Origin of the sequence: Streptococcus porcinus, from assembly GCF_901542335.1 — a bacterium.
Taxonomy (GTDB): Bacteria; Bacillota; Bacilli; order Lactobacillales; family Streptococcaceae; genus Streptococcus; species Streptococcus porcinus_A.
Window position 1 is genome coordinate 460,646 of record NZ_LR594036.1, and the last position, 15,741, is coordinate 476,386.

Below are 15,741 nucleotides of genomic sequence, written 5' to 3' on the forward strand. Positions count from 1 at the left end.
GCAATTATTTTCTTTTTGTAACCTATGCTTAAGCAGGAGTGCTTTGATTTATTTGTCAATCAATGCTAAAATATTAAGAAATAGACTAGTAATAGAATGGAAACAACTATGGGAAATATTAAGATTGTTACAGATTCATCAATCACAATAGAGCAAGACCTAATTGATAAATATGATATAACTGTCGTACCTCTTTCTGTGATGATTGATGGGAAGCTTTATTCTGATAATGATTTAAAAGAAGAAGGACAATTCCTCAAGTTAATGAAAGCTAGCAAACATTTGCCAAAAACCAGTCAACCGCCGGTAGGCCTGTTTGCGGACTACTATGAGAAATTGGTTGCACAGGGTGCTAGTGAGATTGTTGCTATTCATTTAAATCCAATCCTATCAGGAACGATTGAAGCGTCACGACAAGGAGCTGAGATTGCTGGTGCTCCAGTCCATGTTCTAGATTCATCTTTTACGGATCAAGCACTAAAATTCCAAGTCCTTGCTGCGGCTAAGTTGGCCCAAGATGGAGCTTCTTTATCTGAAATACTAGCTAAGGTTGAAGAAGTTAAAGAAAAAACGAGACTCTATATTGGCGTATCCACATTAGAAAATCTAGTAAAGGGTGGCAGAATTGGTCGTGTTACAGGAGCGATTAGTAGCTTATTGAATATTCGCCTTTTAATGAAGTTAATACCTGATCAATTGCAACCAATTGCAAAAGGACGAGGAAATAAAACCTTTTTTAAATGGTTGGAAAATCATATGCAAGAGATAGCTAAAAAGCCAATTGCAGAACTTGCTATTTCTTATGCTGGTGATAGGGAACTAGCAGACCAGCTTTTAGAGAGGATTAGACCTTTTTACAAGGGAGAGGTATCTGTACAAGAAACGGGTTCTATCATTCAGACTCATACAGGAGAAGGCGCCTTCGCCGTTATGATTAGATATGAGTAAAAAAGATTTACTAAAAGGAAGTCTCTGTTTTGTCATAGCCTTCCTGATTTTTTCCCTTGCTTTAAATTTACTTATACCAAAATCACGGTCACAATTAAAGGCCAGTGATTTTTTAAATCAAGAAAAAGTTCATATTAATTATATTGCCATTGGGGATTCTCTGACAGAAGGGGTAGGTGACTCTACTAATCAAGGTGGCTTTATTCCCCTCTTATCCAAAGATTTAGAGTCACACTATCACGTTACTGTAAATGCTCAAAACTACGGTATTTCTGGTAATACAAGCCAGCAAATAGTAAAACGCATGCAGAGCGATGAAGCACTTAAATCTGACCTAAAAAAAGCTCAAATCATGACTCTCACTGTAGGGGGGAATGATGTGATGGCTGTTATTCGAAAACACTTATCTCATCTTGAGATAGAAACTTTTGACCAACCAATGATAGAGTATCAAGAAAGATTAAGTCAGATTATCACGTTAGCTAAAAAAGCTAATAAAGATATTCGTATCTATGTTTTAGGTATTTATAATCCCTTTTATTTAAATTTTCCAGAAATAACAAAAATGCAAGATGTAGTGGATAATTGGAATCACAGAACAAAGATAACCTTATCCCAATTTAAACATGTTCATTTCGTTCCTATTAACGATCAACTCTATAAGGGGATTGATGGGAAAGAAGGAATTATTCATTCAGAAGGTGATAAGAAAAGTGTTCTAAATGATGTATTATATGCAGGTGATCATTTTCATCCTAATAACATTGGTTATCAGATAATGTCCGACGCTGTATTGGAGGCAATCAAAAAACATGAAAAGAAACTCAAACATTAATTGGTGGAAATGGGCTTTTCTCCTTCTATTATTTTTGAAGGCAAGTACAAGCTTTTAGGTTATGAAGTTCCTCTCTATGTCTACTTTCAGCCGATTGCCTTAGCTAATGGCAACGTCCAACTGCAAGTTTCATCAATTTCTGCTGGAACCTTACCTTTGCCAGAGTCAGAAGTATTACAATATGTAAAATCGAGTTATGAGTTACCAAACTTTGTAACTGTTAATGCTAAAAAATCATCTTTAATGATTGACCTTAGCAAAATTAGAAGTAATACTCCACTTTTTCTAAAGGCTAAAAAGCTTGACTTAATTAACGACAAAATAAGTTTTGATATTTACAAGAAATCGTCAAAATAACGTTAAATACTTGACCTATAAGCTTTTTTTAGATATCATTGTAACTGTTAAAGCATATTGCTTATTAATTAATTGGAGGATTTGTTAAATGGCTAACAAACAAGATTTAATCGCAAAAGTTGCAGAAGCAACTGACCTTACTAAAAAAGATTCAGCGGCAGCTGTTGACGCAGTATTTGCTGCAATTGAAGGCTTCCTTTCTAAAGGTGAAAAAGTTCAATTAATCGGTTTTGGTAACTTTGAAGTGCGTGAACGTGCAGCTCGTAAAGGCCGTAACCCACAAACTGGTGCAGAAATTGAAATCGCTGCATCAAAAGTACCAGCTTTCAAAGCAGGTAAAGCTCTTAAAGACGCAGTTAAATAATTTTACTTAAAAATCCTTATCACATCAGGTTTTCTTGATGCTGATAAGGATTTTTTTGTCGAGAGAAGATGATTAGTCATTATTAACCTTGTGTATTTTTCTTGGTTTCTAATATATTATAAAGTATATTTCTCCTAGTGTTGAATCAGATATCATCTTTTCTTCAACTAGTAAGTTTAAAGGATAGAATTTAAGATAGGTCGGTTATTTTGGTAGCGTTTGCAAAACTGGGTTTATTTTGGTATATTAGCTAAGGGAGTAATGCCCCTTATAATTTATCTGTTAATATTTGGGAGGTTCTTATGAAGAGAAGGTTAATGAGTAGTCTTTTGATTTTGGGGATTATTGCAACGTCATCCACAGTAGTTAAAGCGAGTGGACCCAAAGTAGCTTATACACAAGAAGGTGTGACTGCACTTTCTCAAGATGCTAAGGATAAAGTGAAGACTGTTTCTATTGAAGCTATTCAAAAAAGTCTAGATGGTAAGAAGAAAACCACTGTAAGCTTTGATATTGATGACACATTACTTTTTAGTAGCCAATATTTTCAGTATGGAAAAGAGTATGTCACTCCAGGATCTTTTGACTTTCTTCATAAACAAAAATTTTGGGATCTCGTTGCAAAACGAGGAGATCAAGATTCTATTCCTAAAGAATATGCAAAGAAATTAATTGCAATGCATCAAAAACGAGGAGATAAAATTGTCTTTATCACAGGGAGAACTAGAGGTTCGATGTATAAAGAGGGTGAAGTTGATAAAACAGCGAAAGCATTAGCCAAAGACTTTAAGTTAGACAAACCAATTGCTATTCATTATACCGGAGATAAAGCTATGAAATCTTATAAGTATGACAAATCATATTATATTAAGAAATACGGCTCAGAAATCCACTATGGTGATAGTGATGAGGATATTCATGCAGCAAGAGAAGCTGGTGCTAGACCCATTAGAATTTTAAGAGCACCTAATTCTACAAACTTACCACTACCACAGGCTGGAGGATATGGGGAAGAAGTTTTAGAAAATTCGGCTTATTAATCATTTTGTTACTCAAATTGTAGCAAATTTCCATCAGAGATATTTCGTAATTTAAAGAGGAAGAGCTTATCGCTTATTAGCTCTTAGAGCAATGAAATTTCCGCTCGGCAATATTCATGAAATTGTATCAGCTTAAAAAGAGAAAAATAATCTCATTTAAAGATTCTTATCTTATTAAGTTTTGATAATGCTAACAAGCTCTTAGAATTCTCTTTCTCAATTTAACAGGGTTCATCAATCATGTCACCTGCTCCTAATAGAGTATCGTAGCTAGACAAAAAGAAAAGCCGCCCTATCGGTCTAAGAGCGGCTTTTTGTCTTATTTAAGGAGTCTTAATTAGTTAAAGTATACTTGTTGTGGTGCAAATTGGTTAAGAAATTCTTCCACTTCAGATTTGATTTCATCATCTGCTTTAGACTTCAACTTTTCTAAAAGTTTGCTGAAATCTTGTTCTTCACTAAGATCTAAGTATAACTCAGCGTCTTCTTCATCAATTCCTTTTTGAGTTAAGAAGTCTACTAGTACTTGACGGTTGTTATCTTTCACGTCTGAACGAATTTCAGTGTTTACATTTCCAACTTGATCTGCGTTGACAATTTGAGTTGAAGCAGTAAGGCATGCTGCAGCTAATGCTAAAGCAGCGATTGTAGACATTGCAAATTTTTTGCAAATTAGTTTCATAAAAAAGTTTCCTCCATTTTTGGTTAGGTATACCGTTAATTTATGTGATAGAAAACTATCACAAGTTTATTTTAATCCATAACTCTCTTTTTTGTCAAATTATTTTGTAATATATTTGAAGCAAATTATTTTTAAATTAAAAATTTTTGACCTAAAAATGAATGTTATACCTGTTTATGATCGACATTTTCTAGCTTTTTATTTTTACTTTAGAGAAAAGGTTAAGCCCTGCTGCAAAGCAGGTCTTATTTTTTATCTAGAAAACTGTATGTTAGGCATGAAAAAGAAATAGACTTATCAATTAGTGTAAAAACTGGTATATAAAACGAAGTGTTTTTAATTTTGTCGTAACAAAAGATAATATTATCTGCCAGTTAATGATAAGTTTTTTTACCTCTTATCATTCCTAATTTTGCTAAAGATATTTTTTAAAATTACTTAGCTAGTCAAGTTGTTTAGAATTATTCTAAATAACTTGACTTTTTTATTTAGAATAATTATAATTAAGGTAAGTTAAATAGTTAGAAAATTTCTAGCCTGGAGGAAGAGAAATGACTTGGATTAAAATGCACATTCGTTTAATGGAAACACTTATTTGCTTATTATTGATTTTAGTAGGTTTACTACTTTTAGGAGCACATGCTAGTTTAGCCTCAGTATTTTTCATAATAGCTTTTTTGATTGGTGGGTATGAATCTGCAAAAGAGGGTCTTCATGAGTTATTTGTTGAAAAGCATTTGACTGTTGATATTTTAATGATTCTAGCAGCAGTAGGTGCAGGTATTATCGGTTACTGGTTAGAAGGAGCTTTATTGATTTTCATTTTCTCCCTTTCCAGTACATTGGAAGAAATGGCCATGGAAAAAAGTAAACATGCTATTTCAGCATTGATGAATCTTACGCCTGACACAGCACGTAGAATTCGGGAAGATGGTAGTATTGAAGAGATTGAAACTAAATCTTTAAAAGTTGGTGATAAACTGCAAGTACGAAAAGGTGAGTCTGTTCCAATTGATGGCGAGTTACAAAGTGGTTTTGGTCAATTTGATGAATCGATGATTACGGGTGAGTCCATCACTGTTGAGAAAACTTATAAGGAATCTTTAATTGGGGGTACCATTAACGAAGGTCAGACTATTGAAATGATAGTGACTGTAGAGAATGAGGACACTTTATTTGCTAAAATTGTCAATTTAGTAGAATCTGCTCAAACTCAAAAAAGTCGAACAACAACTTTCATTGAAAGCTTGGAAGACCATTATGTAAAAGCAGTCCTTCTCTTAGTACCACTATTTATCCTATTCTGTCACTTGGCTCTTGGTTGGTCTTGGTTGGATTCTTTTTATCGGGGGATGGTTCTGCTGACAGTAGCTTCTCCTTGTGCTTTGATAGCTTCCTCAACACCAGCAAGCCTATCAGCTATTAGCCGAGCTGCTAGAAAAGGTTTAGTCATCAAGGGCGGTGATATTGTCGATAAAATGGGTGATATTAAGGCAGTGGTTATGGATAAAACCGGAACCTTGACTCAAGGCAAACCTTCAGTCGTAGATAGCTATTATGTTGGTAATAAATCAGAAATCGACACAATTGTGAAAGCAGCGGAGGAAAAGTCCATCCACCCTATCTCACAGGCTTTATTGGACTACATTGGTGAAGGTATCCGTCTCAGTCCTATTCAAGCAGAGGAAATTTCTGGTAAAGGATTTATGGTGACAAGTAACGGTCAAGAATGGCGTATCGGAAAGAAATCTTTTGTATTGGAAAGAGTAACCCACATTGAGCATATTGAGCCTGAGATTGAAAAGTTAGAGAATCAGGGTAAAACACTTATATTTGTCAGCCGAGAAGGCGAGTTAATGGCTTATTATACTTTACTTGATGACATTAAGGAAGAGTCTCTAAAAGCTATTAAGATGTTGCATGCGTTAGATATTAAGACTGTCATGTTAACAGGTGATCAAGAAAGAACAGCCTGTTATGTAGCTAAAAAATTGGGTATTGATGAAGTAGTTGCTAATTGTATGCCACAAGATAAAGTTACTAACCTTGCTAAAATTAAAGAAAGGTATGGCTTTGTGGCCATGGTTGGTGATGGTATTAATGATGCGCCAGCGTTAGCCCAGGCGGATGTATCTTACGCTATTGGTTCAGGAACGGATATTGCAATGGAAAGTGCTGATAGTGTTATTATGGAAGATTTAATGAGAATTCCATTTTCAATCAAATTGTCGAAAAAAATGAAAAGGATAGTGAAACAAAATATTATTTTTGCTCTTTCTGTTATTAGTTTACTGATACTGGCTAATGTTTTCCAAGTTGTAAATTTACCACTGGGTGTTGTCGGTCATGAGGGGGCCACGATTCTTGTCATTTTGAATGGTTTACGCTTATTGTCTTTTAAATAAATTAGGAAACTTGATTCTTACTTTGAAAGTGTTTATACTAGTATTAGGAGATTTGTATAGAAAGTAGAACACATGATAAAATTAGGAATCGAAGCTGTTATAATAGGATTAGCCATTTTCTCAATTGTAAAAGTCATTATTTTTATTGTCCTATCAGAGAGATTTTTACCAAAAAATAAGAGCAGAAAAAATAAAAAAGATCCCAAAACCTATTATTTAAAAAGAGGAAATCAAAAAATTAACTCTGCTGAAAAATATAAAAGAGATTATTTTAGATAAGAGAGTCTCTTAGGATAAGGGCGAGTATCAGACTTGATGCTTGTCTTTTTCTGTGTACCAACAGACTAGTATTATTAAAAAGGAGTTTACCACCCGGCTGTTTTTGAAACGTTTTCATAGTTTACATCTCCTGTTTTCAATTTTATCTGGAATAGACTAGCTTTTTTATGTCATTTTTTGTAAAATAGAGGTTGTAAAAAGGTGATAAACCTTAAATAAAAGGAGAATTAACTAATGGTTAAATTGGTTTTCGCTCGCCACGGTGAGTCAGAATGGAATAAAGCTAACCTTTTCACAGGTTGGGCTGATGTTGATCTTTCAGAAAAAGGAACACAACAAGCTATTGATGCAGGTAGATTAATCAAAGAAGCTGGTATCGAATTTGATCTTGCCTTCACCTCAGTTCTTAAACGTGCTATCAAAACAACTAATCTTGCTCTTGAATATTCAGACCAATTGTGGGTACCAACTGAAAAATCTTGGCGTTTAAACGAACGTCACTATGGTGGTTTAACTGGTAAAAACAAAGCAGAAGCTGCAGAACAATTTGGTGATGAGCAAGTTCATATCTGGCGTCGTTCATATGATGTCTTGCCTCCAGATATGGCTAAAGACGATGAGCATTCAGCACATACTGACCGTCGTTATGCACATTTAGATAACTCCGTTATTCCAGATGCTGAAAACTTAAAGGTAACCTTAGAACGTGCGCTTCCTTTCTGGGAAGACAAAATTGCACCAGCTTTAGTAGATGGTAAAAATGTTTTCATTGGTGCTCACGGTAACTCCATCCGTGCCTTGGTTAAACATATCAAGCAATTAAATGATGATGAAATCATGGATGTTGAAATTCCTAATTTCCCACCACTAGTTTTTGAATTTGATGAGAAATTAAACTTGACTGCTGAATACTACCTTGGTGGTCAGTAATCTGACAGCCCTCACTGTGAGGGCTTTTTGTGTTCAAACAAGTTAGGTTATTTGAACTTTTTGACCTCAAGAACACTCTTCTTGGCATCTTTTTGCTAGCAGAGAGTCTCATTTTAGATTATATTTTTGTAGGACTTTGTTATAAGATAAGGCATAGGCTAGCTTAAAATTTTATGGTAAGATAGACTTTAATAAGTAATGGAGAGGTGTCCCTATGAAAGCAGAAGAGCGTCGAAAAACCATTTTAGAAATTCTTGAAGCTAATCAAGAGCCATGTTCAGCTAATAAGCTAGCTAAGCAACTACAAGTCAGCAGGCAGCTTATTGTAGGTGATATTGCCTTACTGAGAGCTTTGCAAAATGATATTATTTCAACTCCTAAGGGCTATATTATGCGCCAATCGCTTTATTCAAGTGATTACACGGCGAGATTAGTTTGTCAGCACCAAAATGATCAGACTTTTCAAGAGTTATCAATTATTGTAGCTAACGGTGGTATTGTTTCAACGGTGGAGGTAGAACATCCTCTCTATGGTATGCTAACTGCTCCTCTCAATATTAAAAGTCAGCAAGATATTCTTGATTTTATGACTAAGGTTGACAATTCGCATGCAGAACTCTTGTCCTCACTAACCAATGGACTGCATAGTCATTTGGTATCTTGTCCAGATCAGAGAAGCTTTGAAAAAATTAAAGAAGAGTTGTCATCAGTCGGTATTCTTTATCACGATTAACAAAACATTACAGGTGTCTTGACACCTGTAATGTTTTGTTTTATAATTCTTTTAAACAAAAGGAGATTATTATGACAAAGAAACCTACTCAAACAATTGCTTACGCATCAATATTAGTTGCATTTGGAATACTGATTCCTATGATTATGCCTGTTAAAATTGTAATTGGTCCAGCTTCCTATACTCTAGCGAGCCATGTTCCTCTTTTTATCGCCACATTTATTTCTCTACCAGTGGGGTTATTTGTTGCACTCGGAACAACACTAGGGTTCTTTTTAGCCGGTTTTCCAATTGTTATCGTTATGAGAGCACTCTCACATCTTATTTTTGTAGCAGTAGCCGCTCTCTATCTAAGTAAGAAGCCCACAACCTTACAAAGTCCCCTTAAAGCTTTACCTTTTGCGATAGTGATTAATATCATTCATGGAGCTGCAGAATTTTTTGTGGTCCTTTTAATGACAATGACTCCTCATACAGAACTTTCCTATATTTGGTCCATATTAGGGCTTGTTGGTCTAGGAACTGTCATTCATGGTTTAGTTGATTTTTATTTAGCCTACTGGATTTGGAATCGCTTAACACATAAATAAAGACCACAGAAAATATCTTACATATCAATCGTCAAGTCCTTGTTGCAAGGGCTTGCATTTTTTTTGAAAATTGGTATACTAGAAAAAGAATTGTGAAGACTATAACAAAAGAGGTAACCATGAAGAGTCCAGAAGAGATTATCCAAACTACAATTGCTATTGGCCAGCGCAAAGTTGAAAAGCCTTTTCTTGCAAAAGCGATTTTAGGATTTATTGGAGGAGCTATGATTAGTCTAGGCTACCTCTTGTACGTCAGAATTGCTGCTAGTGGCTTAGAAACTTTCGGTGCTTTTTCAAGTATTTTAGGGGCATGTGCCTTTCCTATTGGGCTAATTATTATCCTGATGGCCGGTGGTGAATTGATTACTGGAAACATGATGGCTGTATCAGCTAGCTTTTTTGCTAAAAAAATATCTTTTAAAAAACTCCTACACAATTGGTTAATCATAACCTTTTTTAACATCATTGGTGCTATCTTTGTTGCCTACGTTTTTGGTCATTTTCTCGGCTTAACCTCAAGTGGAGTCTTTAAAGAAGAGGTTATTCACGTCGCACAAGCAAAAATTCTTGCCAGTCCCTTACAAGCCTTTGTATCTGGTATTGGCTGTAACTGGTTTGTCGGACTTGCTCTATGGTTAAACTATGGTGCTAGTGATGCCAGCGGAAAATTGCTAAGTATTTGGTTTCCAGTGATGACTTTTGTTGCTTTAGGTTTTCAGCATAGTGTGGCTAATGCCTTTATTATACCTGCAGCTATATTTGAAAATGGGGCAACCTGGTTAGCATTTTTACAAAACTTTACTCTAGTTTATGCTGGTAATATTGTAGGTGGGGCAGTCTTCGTCAGTCTTTTCTATTACAAAGCATTTTACCACCACTAATATCATAAATTATAAAAAAATCTTGACTGAGAACTTCATTCTCAGTCTTCTTTTTATAATTTATGATAAAATAGAATGCGAAGTTTAAAAGGGGGTATTGTCATCAAAAAAGAGTCTAAATTATTAGTTGTTATTAAGAAAAAAGCAAGCATACCTCGTCGGATAAACCTTTTATTTTCTATTATTGTTTTTCTTTTTGTGGTTTTAATCTTGCGTCTAGCACAAATGCAAATTCAAGATAAGGCTTTTTATGATGCAAAGCTTAAGTCCTCAACTGTTTACAAAGTTAAAAGTTCAACGCCACGGGGAATGATTTTTGACCAAAAAGGAAAATTATTAGTTGGTAATGAGATAAAAGAAGTTATTTCATTTACAAGAAATCCTGATGCTTCAGCAAATGACCTAAGAATATTAGCTAAAGACTTAGCTGATTATGTGAGATATACTGATGTTAAAGTTAGTCTACGTGCTAAGAAGGATTACTATCTAGCGGATCCTAAAGTTTATGCCAAAGTGGTTAAAAAATTACCGAAGAATAAAAAACTTGATACCTATGGTAACAGCTTGACTGAAGGAAAAATCTACCGAAACGCTTTAGCTTCTGTCAGTAAAGATGACCTTAATTATTCTCCTGATGAAGAAAAAGTTATTTCTATTTTTAACCAAATGAATGCGGTAGCCAGTTTTAATACGATAACTCTAAAAACCGCAGATTTAACGGATCAAGAAATAGCTTATCTGGTAGCCAATAAAGCAAAACTACCAGGAATTTCTGTGACAACTGATTGGAATCGTAAAGTGGAAGATGTCAGCTTAAATTCAATTATTGGGAAGGTCTCCAGTCGAGAAGCAGGTCTGCCTCAAGAAGAAGCAGCAGAATATATAAAAAAAGGCTATGCTCTGAATGATCGGGTAGGAACCTCCTATCTTGAACGACAATATGAGAATCAATTACAAGGTCAACATGAAGTCCGGGAAATAAAAACAAGTAAATCGGGAAAAATTGTCTCAGATAAAATCACTCATAAAGGCGAAAATGGGAAAAACTTGAAATTGACTATTGCAACAGATTTTCAAGATGGTGTCGATAAAATAATAAGAAAATACTTTGAATCAGAGATAGCTCAAGGCAAAGCTAAGTACTCAGAAGGAGCTTATGCTGTTGCTATGAATCCTAAGACTGGCGCTGTTCTGGCTATGTCAGGACTATCGCAAGATTTGGAAACGGGTCAATTGGAAAAGAATGCCCTAGGAACTATTACTAATGTTTTTACTCCAGGTTCGGTAGTCAAGGGAGCTACCTTAGCAGCTGGTTGGCAAGCAGGAGCTATTTCTGGGAATCAAGTTTTAACAGATCAGCCAATTCAATTTGGAAATTCTAAGCCAATAAATTCTTGGTTTACTTTTGGTCAACAAAATATCTCAGCTATTCAGGCTTTGGAGTATTCCTCAAATACTTATATGGTGCAGATTGCTCTGAAAATGATGGGACAAGATTATCATGTTGGGATGTCCTTAACCAGTGATGGCATGAAAAAAACAATGGAGGAACTACGCCAAGCTTATGCTAGTTTTGGTTTAGGTGCACCTACTGGTATTGATTTACCTGGTGAATCTACCGGTTATGTGGCCAGCAAATATACCGTTTCAAATGTTATCACAGAAGCGTTTGGACAGTTTGATAACTATACTGCTATGCAATTAGCGCAGTATGTTTCAACAATTGCAAATGGAGGAAAAAGAGTAGCTCCTCATTTGGTTGAAGGTGTTTATCACAATAATGGCAGTAAGGGACTTGGTCAACTTGAGCAGACAATTGCAACTAAAGAGTTGAATCAGGTTCAACTAAACAATGAGCAACTGGCGATAATTCAGGATGGATTTTATCAAGTTGTTAATAGTGGTAGTCCCTATGCTACTGGTAAAGACATGGCTGGCTCCCCTGTTACTATTAGTGGTAAAACGGGAACTGCTGAAACGTATGCTAAAGATAAAAATGGCAGTACTGTAGCTACTTTTAATCTAAATGTTGTCGCTTATGGACCTAGTCAGGATCCACAGATTGCAGTAGCCATTATGTATCCACATACCAGCGACGCTTTAGCTAAAGCTCATCAATATATGGCAAGAGATATTATTAATTTATACTTATCAATGAATGCAAAATCATAAAGGAGATCAGAGTGTTATACCCAACACCTATAGCGAAATTAATTGAGTCCTATTCAAAGTTACCTGGTATTGGAGTAAAGACAGCTACAAGACTGGCTTTTTATACTATCAGTATGAGTGATGATGATGTTAATGACTTTGCTAAAAATCTATTAGCGGCCAAACGTGAATTAACCTACTGTTCAATTTGTGGTAATTTAACAGATGAAGATCCATGTTCTATTTGTATGGACCCAAGCCGCGACAAGAGTCAAATTTTGGTGGTTGAAGAGTCTAAAGATGTTTCTGCAATGGAGAAAATTCAAGAGTATCATGGCTACTATCATGTTTTACACGGCTTGATTTCTCCCATGAATGGAGTTGGTCCAGATGATATTAATCTGAAAGCACTTATTACTCGTCTTATGGATAGCGATGTCCAGGAAGTGATTATTGCTACCAGTGCCACTGCAGATGGTGAAGCAACCTCAATGTATATTTCAAGAATTCTAAAGCCAGCAGGAATTAAGGTTACTAGACTGGCTAGAGGTTTGGCAGTAGGCTCAGATATTGAATATGCAGATGAAGTAACTCTTTTGAGGGCTATTGAAAATCGTACAGAGTTATAAAATAGAAGAGAAAAGGTAGTTCAAGTAGGAACTCCTTTCTTTTTATTCGGGACTATTTGCTTTTGAAATGCTTTCAAATTTTTGTTATAATTAATAGAAATTTAATTCAGATAGGAAAAAGAAAATGTCCAAACAAACACTTGTCTTGTTATACGGTGGCCGTTCTGCAGAGCGTGAAGTTTCAGTTTTATCAGCAGAAAGTGTGATGAGAGCCATTAATTATGACCGCTTCTTGGTCAAAACTTATTTCATTTCGCAATCTGGTGATTTTTATAAAACTCAAGAATGGAATCAAAAGCCAGCCGATACTGAAAAATTAATGACCAATCAAACGATTATTGCAGATTCTCAAATTAAAGCAAGTGACATTTATGAAAAAGGTGCTGTTGTCTTTCCTATATTGCATGGGCCAATGGGAGAAGATGGCTCTATCCAAGGCTTCCTAGAAGTTCTTAAAATGCCCTATGTTGGAACAAATATCTTATCTTCAAGTGTTGCCATGGATAAAATTACAACTAAGCGAGTTTTAGAATCAGCAGGAATCCCTCAGGTTGCTTACAATGTTTTTATTGAAGGAAATTCCTTAGAAGAATGTATCCAGGAAACACTGACCAAATTAAATTTTCCCATTTTTGTAAAACCAGCGAATATGGGGTCATCAGTGGGTATTTCAAAAGCCGAGTCTGAAATTGAGTTGAGAGAGGCTATCCAACTAGCCTTACAATATGATAGTCGCATTTTAATTGAGCAAGGAGTTGATGCGCGTGAGATTGAAGTTGGTCTGTTAGGCAATACTGATATTGCATCAACACTTCCTGGTGAGGTGGTTAAGGAGGTAGCTTTTTACGATTATCAGGCTAAATATATTGATAATAAAATTACAATGGCAATTCCCGCAGAGCTTGAGACAGACCTTGTTGATAAAATGCGCTTCTATGCGGAAAATGCTTTTAAAGCTCTAGGATGCTGTGGCTTGTCCCGTTGTGATTTCTTTTTAACAAGAGACGGCTCTATCTATTTAAATGAGCTGAATACCATGCCAGGCTTTACACAATGGTCCATGTATCCCTTGCTATGGGAGAATATGGGACTTTCTTATTCTGAGCTTATTGAAAAATTAGTTACTTTAGCAATCGAGATGTTTGAAAAACGTGAAAGTCATTTAATTTAATACTCAAAAGAACAAAGTGGGGACAACACTCTGTTCTTTTATTTGACATCATTTTTGTAAGGCAGCTATAGTGACCTGAGAGCTATAACCCTTAGTGATATTTTAAGAACTTGCAATTCTAGGTCTGTGCTTAAAATATCGCCCGAAAATAAAATTGAAGCAAAAGAGAATGGAAAATGGAGGTTCTGATTAGAATAAAGACAATTATTTAGTTTATCAGAAGTTTTAACTCAACCTTCGAGTAAAAAATAATAGTATATACTTTAGCAATTTAAAATGTCATAATTTTCTTTGTAAAAAGTGGTATAATGAGTGTGAGAATTTTTTTGTTACTGTAAAAAAGAAGGAAATATTATGAAATTATCATTGTATGAAGTTGCAAAGGTCGTGGAGGCTCAGAATATTATTTCTGAATTTGATGACGTTCCCCTGAAACAAATCGAATTTGATAGCCGTAAAATCGAAAAAGGGGATCTTTTCCTACCTTTAAAAGGGGAGAGAGATGGTCATGATTTTATAGATAGGGCTTTTGAGAGTGGAGCAGTCGCTACATTTTCCGAGAAAGAGATTAGTGGGCATCCCTATATTCTTGTTAAAGATTGTTTGAAAGCATTTCAAAAGCTTGCTAAGTACTACATCGAAAAAATGCGTTTAGATGTTATTGCTGTTACGGGCTCAAATGGAAAAACTTCTACCAAGGATATGATTGAAGCTGTACTAGCAACAACCTACAAAACCTATAAGACCCAAGGAAACTACAATAACGAAATTGGTTTGCCTTATACGGTTCTTCATATGCCCGATGATACTGAAAAAATTGTTCTTGAAATGGGCCAAGATCATCTGGGAGATATTCATCTTCTTTCAGAAATTGCTCAGCCGCATATTGCTGTTGTAACTCTAATTGGTGAAGCTCATTTAGAATTCTTTGGTAACCGAGAAAAAATAGCCCAAGGAAAAATGCAAATTACTGATGGCATGAATTCTCATGGTATTCTGATTGCACCGGGAGATCCTATTATTGATCCTTATTTACCTGAAAACCAAATGGTTATCCGTTTTGGTGAAAATCAGGAAATTTTTGTCAAATCGATCGAGGAAAGTAAAAATAGCCTATCATTCACAACAAATGTTTTAAATCAATCTCTTACTTTACCATTATCAGGTAAGTATAACGCGACAAATGCTATGCTTGCTGCTTATGTTGGAAAGCTCTTAGCTGTCGCTGATGAAGATATTATTGAAGCTTTAGAACATGTGCAACTGACACGCAACAGAACCGAGTGGAAGAAGGCCAGTAATGGAGCGGATATATTATCAGACGTCTATAATGCAAATCCTACTGCTATGCGTCTTATCTTAGAAACTTTTGCACAAATTGCACCGAATCATGATGGCCAAAAAATAGCCTTGTTGGCAGACATGAAAGAATTAGGACCAAGTTCAGTTGACTTACATTGCCAATTAATAGATGCATTGAATCCAGATGATATTAATCATTTAATTTTTTATGGTAAGGATATTGAAGCTTTAGCCCAGTTAGCTAGTCAAATGTACCCAGTTGGAAAAGTCTTTTTCTTTAGAAAGACCGACACTTACGATCAGTTTGAAGACTTGTGTCATCATGTTCAAGAAGTACTTGGAGCTAATGATCAGATCCTGATAAAGGGAAGTCATTCAATGAATTTAGAAGAAGTAGTAAATCGTCTTTTGGTATAGCAAAGATTCTTAATAAATTTTTGGTTT

The 15,741-nt window shown here is 35.3% G+C and carries 16 protein-coding genes and 1 pseudogene; 15 read left to right on the forward strand and 2 right to left on the reverse strand.

The window, feature by feature from the left end:
* Positions 1-108: 108 nt before the first annotated feature.
* The 5 genes and pseudogenes from FGK96_RS02320 to aphA all read left to right on the forward strand — a co-directional run bounded on the left by FGK96_RS02320 (position 109) and on the right by aphA (position 3,544).
* The gene (locus tag FGK96_RS02320) at positions 109-948 is read left to right on the forward strand and encodes a DegV family protein (protein WP_138080985.1); all 840 of its coding nucleotides are present in this window, start codon (positions 109-111) and stop codon (positions 946-948) included.
* Positions 941-1,783, forward strand: coding sequence for an SGNH/GDSL hydrolase family protein (locus FGK96_RS02325; RefSeq protein ID WP_138080987.1), 843 nt, complete (start codon positions 941-943; stop codon positions 1,781-1,783). Before FGK96_RS02320 ends, FGK96_RS02325 begins: the two co-directional genes overlap by 8 nt.
* 18 nt (positions 1,784-1,801) lie before the next feature.
* A pseudogene (locus FGK96_RS02330) lies at positions 1,802-2,140 on the forward strand (YpmS family protein); the annotation flags it as partial.
* Between the two features lie 88 nt (positions 2,141-2,228).
* A complete protein-coding gene (locus FGK96_RS02335; protein ID WP_003084234.1) occupies positions 2,229-2,504 on the forward strand; it encodes an HU family DNA-binding protein in 276 nt (91 codons plus the stop codon).
* Between the two features lie 302 nt (positions 2,505-2,806).
* The gene (aphA, locus tag FGK96_RS02340; RefSeq protein ID WP_138080989.1) at positions 2,807-3,544 is read left to right on the forward strand and encodes an acid phosphatase AphA; all 738 of its coding nucleotides are present in this window, start codon (positions 2,807-2,809) and stop codon (positions 3,542-3,544) included.
* 337 nt (positions 3,545-3,881) lie between these two features.
* On the opposite strand, the gene FGK96_RS02345 is transcribed toward aphA, so the two are convergent.
* Positions 3,882-4,226 (reverse strand): hypothetical protein, encoded by a 345-nt coding sequence (locus tag FGK96_RS02345; RefSeq protein ID WP_138080991.1) that lies wholly within the window; start codon positions 4,224-4,226, stop codon positions 3,882-3,884.
* A gap of 551 nt (positions 4,227-4,777) precedes the next feature.
* On the opposite strand from FGK96_RS02345, the gene FGK96_RS02350 reads away from it, so the two are divergent.
* Positions 4,778-6,631, forward strand: a complete 1,854-nt coding sequence (locus tag FGK96_RS02350) for a heavy metal translocating P-type ATPase (protein ID WP_138080992.1) — start codon at positions 4,778-4,780, stop codon at positions 6,629-6,631.
* Positions 6,632-6,703: 72 nt separating this feature from the next.
* Positions 6,704-6,910, forward strand: coding sequence for a hypothetical protein (locus tag FGK96_RS02355; protein ID WP_138080994.1), 207 nt, complete (start codon positions 6,704-6,706; stop codon positions 6,908-6,910).
* On the opposite strand, the gene FGK96_RS10635 is transcribed toward FGK96_RS02355, so the two are convergent.
* The gene (locus tag FGK96_RS10635) at positions 6,903-7,028 is read right to left on the reverse strand and encodes a hypothetical protein (RefSeq protein ID WP_269472107.1); all 126 of its coding nucleotides are present in this window, start codon (positions 7,026-7,028) and stop codon (positions 6,903-6,905) included. The genes FGK96_RS02355 and FGK96_RS10635 overlap by 8 nt on opposite strands.
* A 116-nt stretch (positions 7,029-7,144) precedes the next feature.
* Between FGK96_RS10635 and FGK96_RS02360 the strand changes: the two genes are divergently transcribed.
* The 8 genes from FGK96_RS02360 (at position 7,145) to FGK96_RS02395 (ending at position 15,714) form a co-directional block, all read left to right on the forward strand.
* Positions 7,145-7,840: a phosphoglycerate mutase gene (locus FGK96_RS02360; RefSeq protein ID WP_138080996.1), complete on the forward strand. Its 696-nt coding sequence runs from the start codon at positions 7,145-7,147 to the stop codon at positions 7,838-7,840.
* A gap of 214 nt (positions 7,841-8,054) precedes the next feature.
* The gene (locus FGK96_RS02365; protein WP_138080998.1) at positions 8,055-8,573 is read left to right on the forward strand and encodes a transcription repressor NadR; all 519 of its coding nucleotides are present in this window, start codon (positions 8,055-8,057) and stop codon (positions 8,571-8,573) included.
* A 71-nt stretch (positions 8,574-8,644) separates the two neighbouring features.
* Positions 8,645-9,163 carry a hypothetical protein gene (locus FGK96_RS02370; protein ID WP_138081000.1) on the forward strand — a complete coding sequence of 173 codons (519 nt, stop codon included), beginning with the start codon at positions 8,645-8,647 and terminating at the stop codon, positions 9,161-9,163.
* A gap of 119 nt (positions 9,164-9,282) precedes the next feature.
* Positions 9,283-10,044, forward strand: coding sequence for a formate/nitrite transporter family protein (locus FGK96_RS02375; protein WP_138081002.1), 762 nt, complete (start codon positions 9,283-9,285; stop codon positions 10,042-10,044).
* Positions 10,045-10,140: 96 nt separating this feature from the next.
* A complete protein-coding gene (gene pbp2b, locus FGK96_RS02380) occupies positions 10,141-12,216 on the forward strand; it encodes a penicillin-binding protein PBP2B (RefSeq protein WP_420031109.1) in 2,076 nt (691 codons plus the stop codon).
* Between the two features lie 11 nt (positions 12,217-12,227).
* Entirely contained in the window at positions 12,228-12,824 is a 597-nt protein-coding gene (recR, locus tag FGK96_RS02385; protein WP_003085002.1) for a recombination mediator RecR, read from the forward strand.
* A 124-nt stretch (positions 12,825-12,948) separates the two neighbouring features.
* Entirely contained in the window at positions 12,949-13,995 is a 1,047-nt protein-coding gene (locus FGK96_RS02390; protein ID WP_138081005.1) for a D-alanine--D-alanine ligase, read from the forward strand.
* Positions 13,996-14,349: 354 nt separating this feature from the next.
* Entirely contained in the window at positions 14,350-15,714 is a 1,365-nt protein-coding gene (locus tag FGK96_RS02395) for a UDP-N-acetylmuramoyl-tripeptide--D-alanyl-D-alanine ligase (RefSeq protein WP_138081007.1), read from the forward strand.
* The last annotated feature ends 27 nt before the right edge of the window (positions 15,715-15,741 follow it).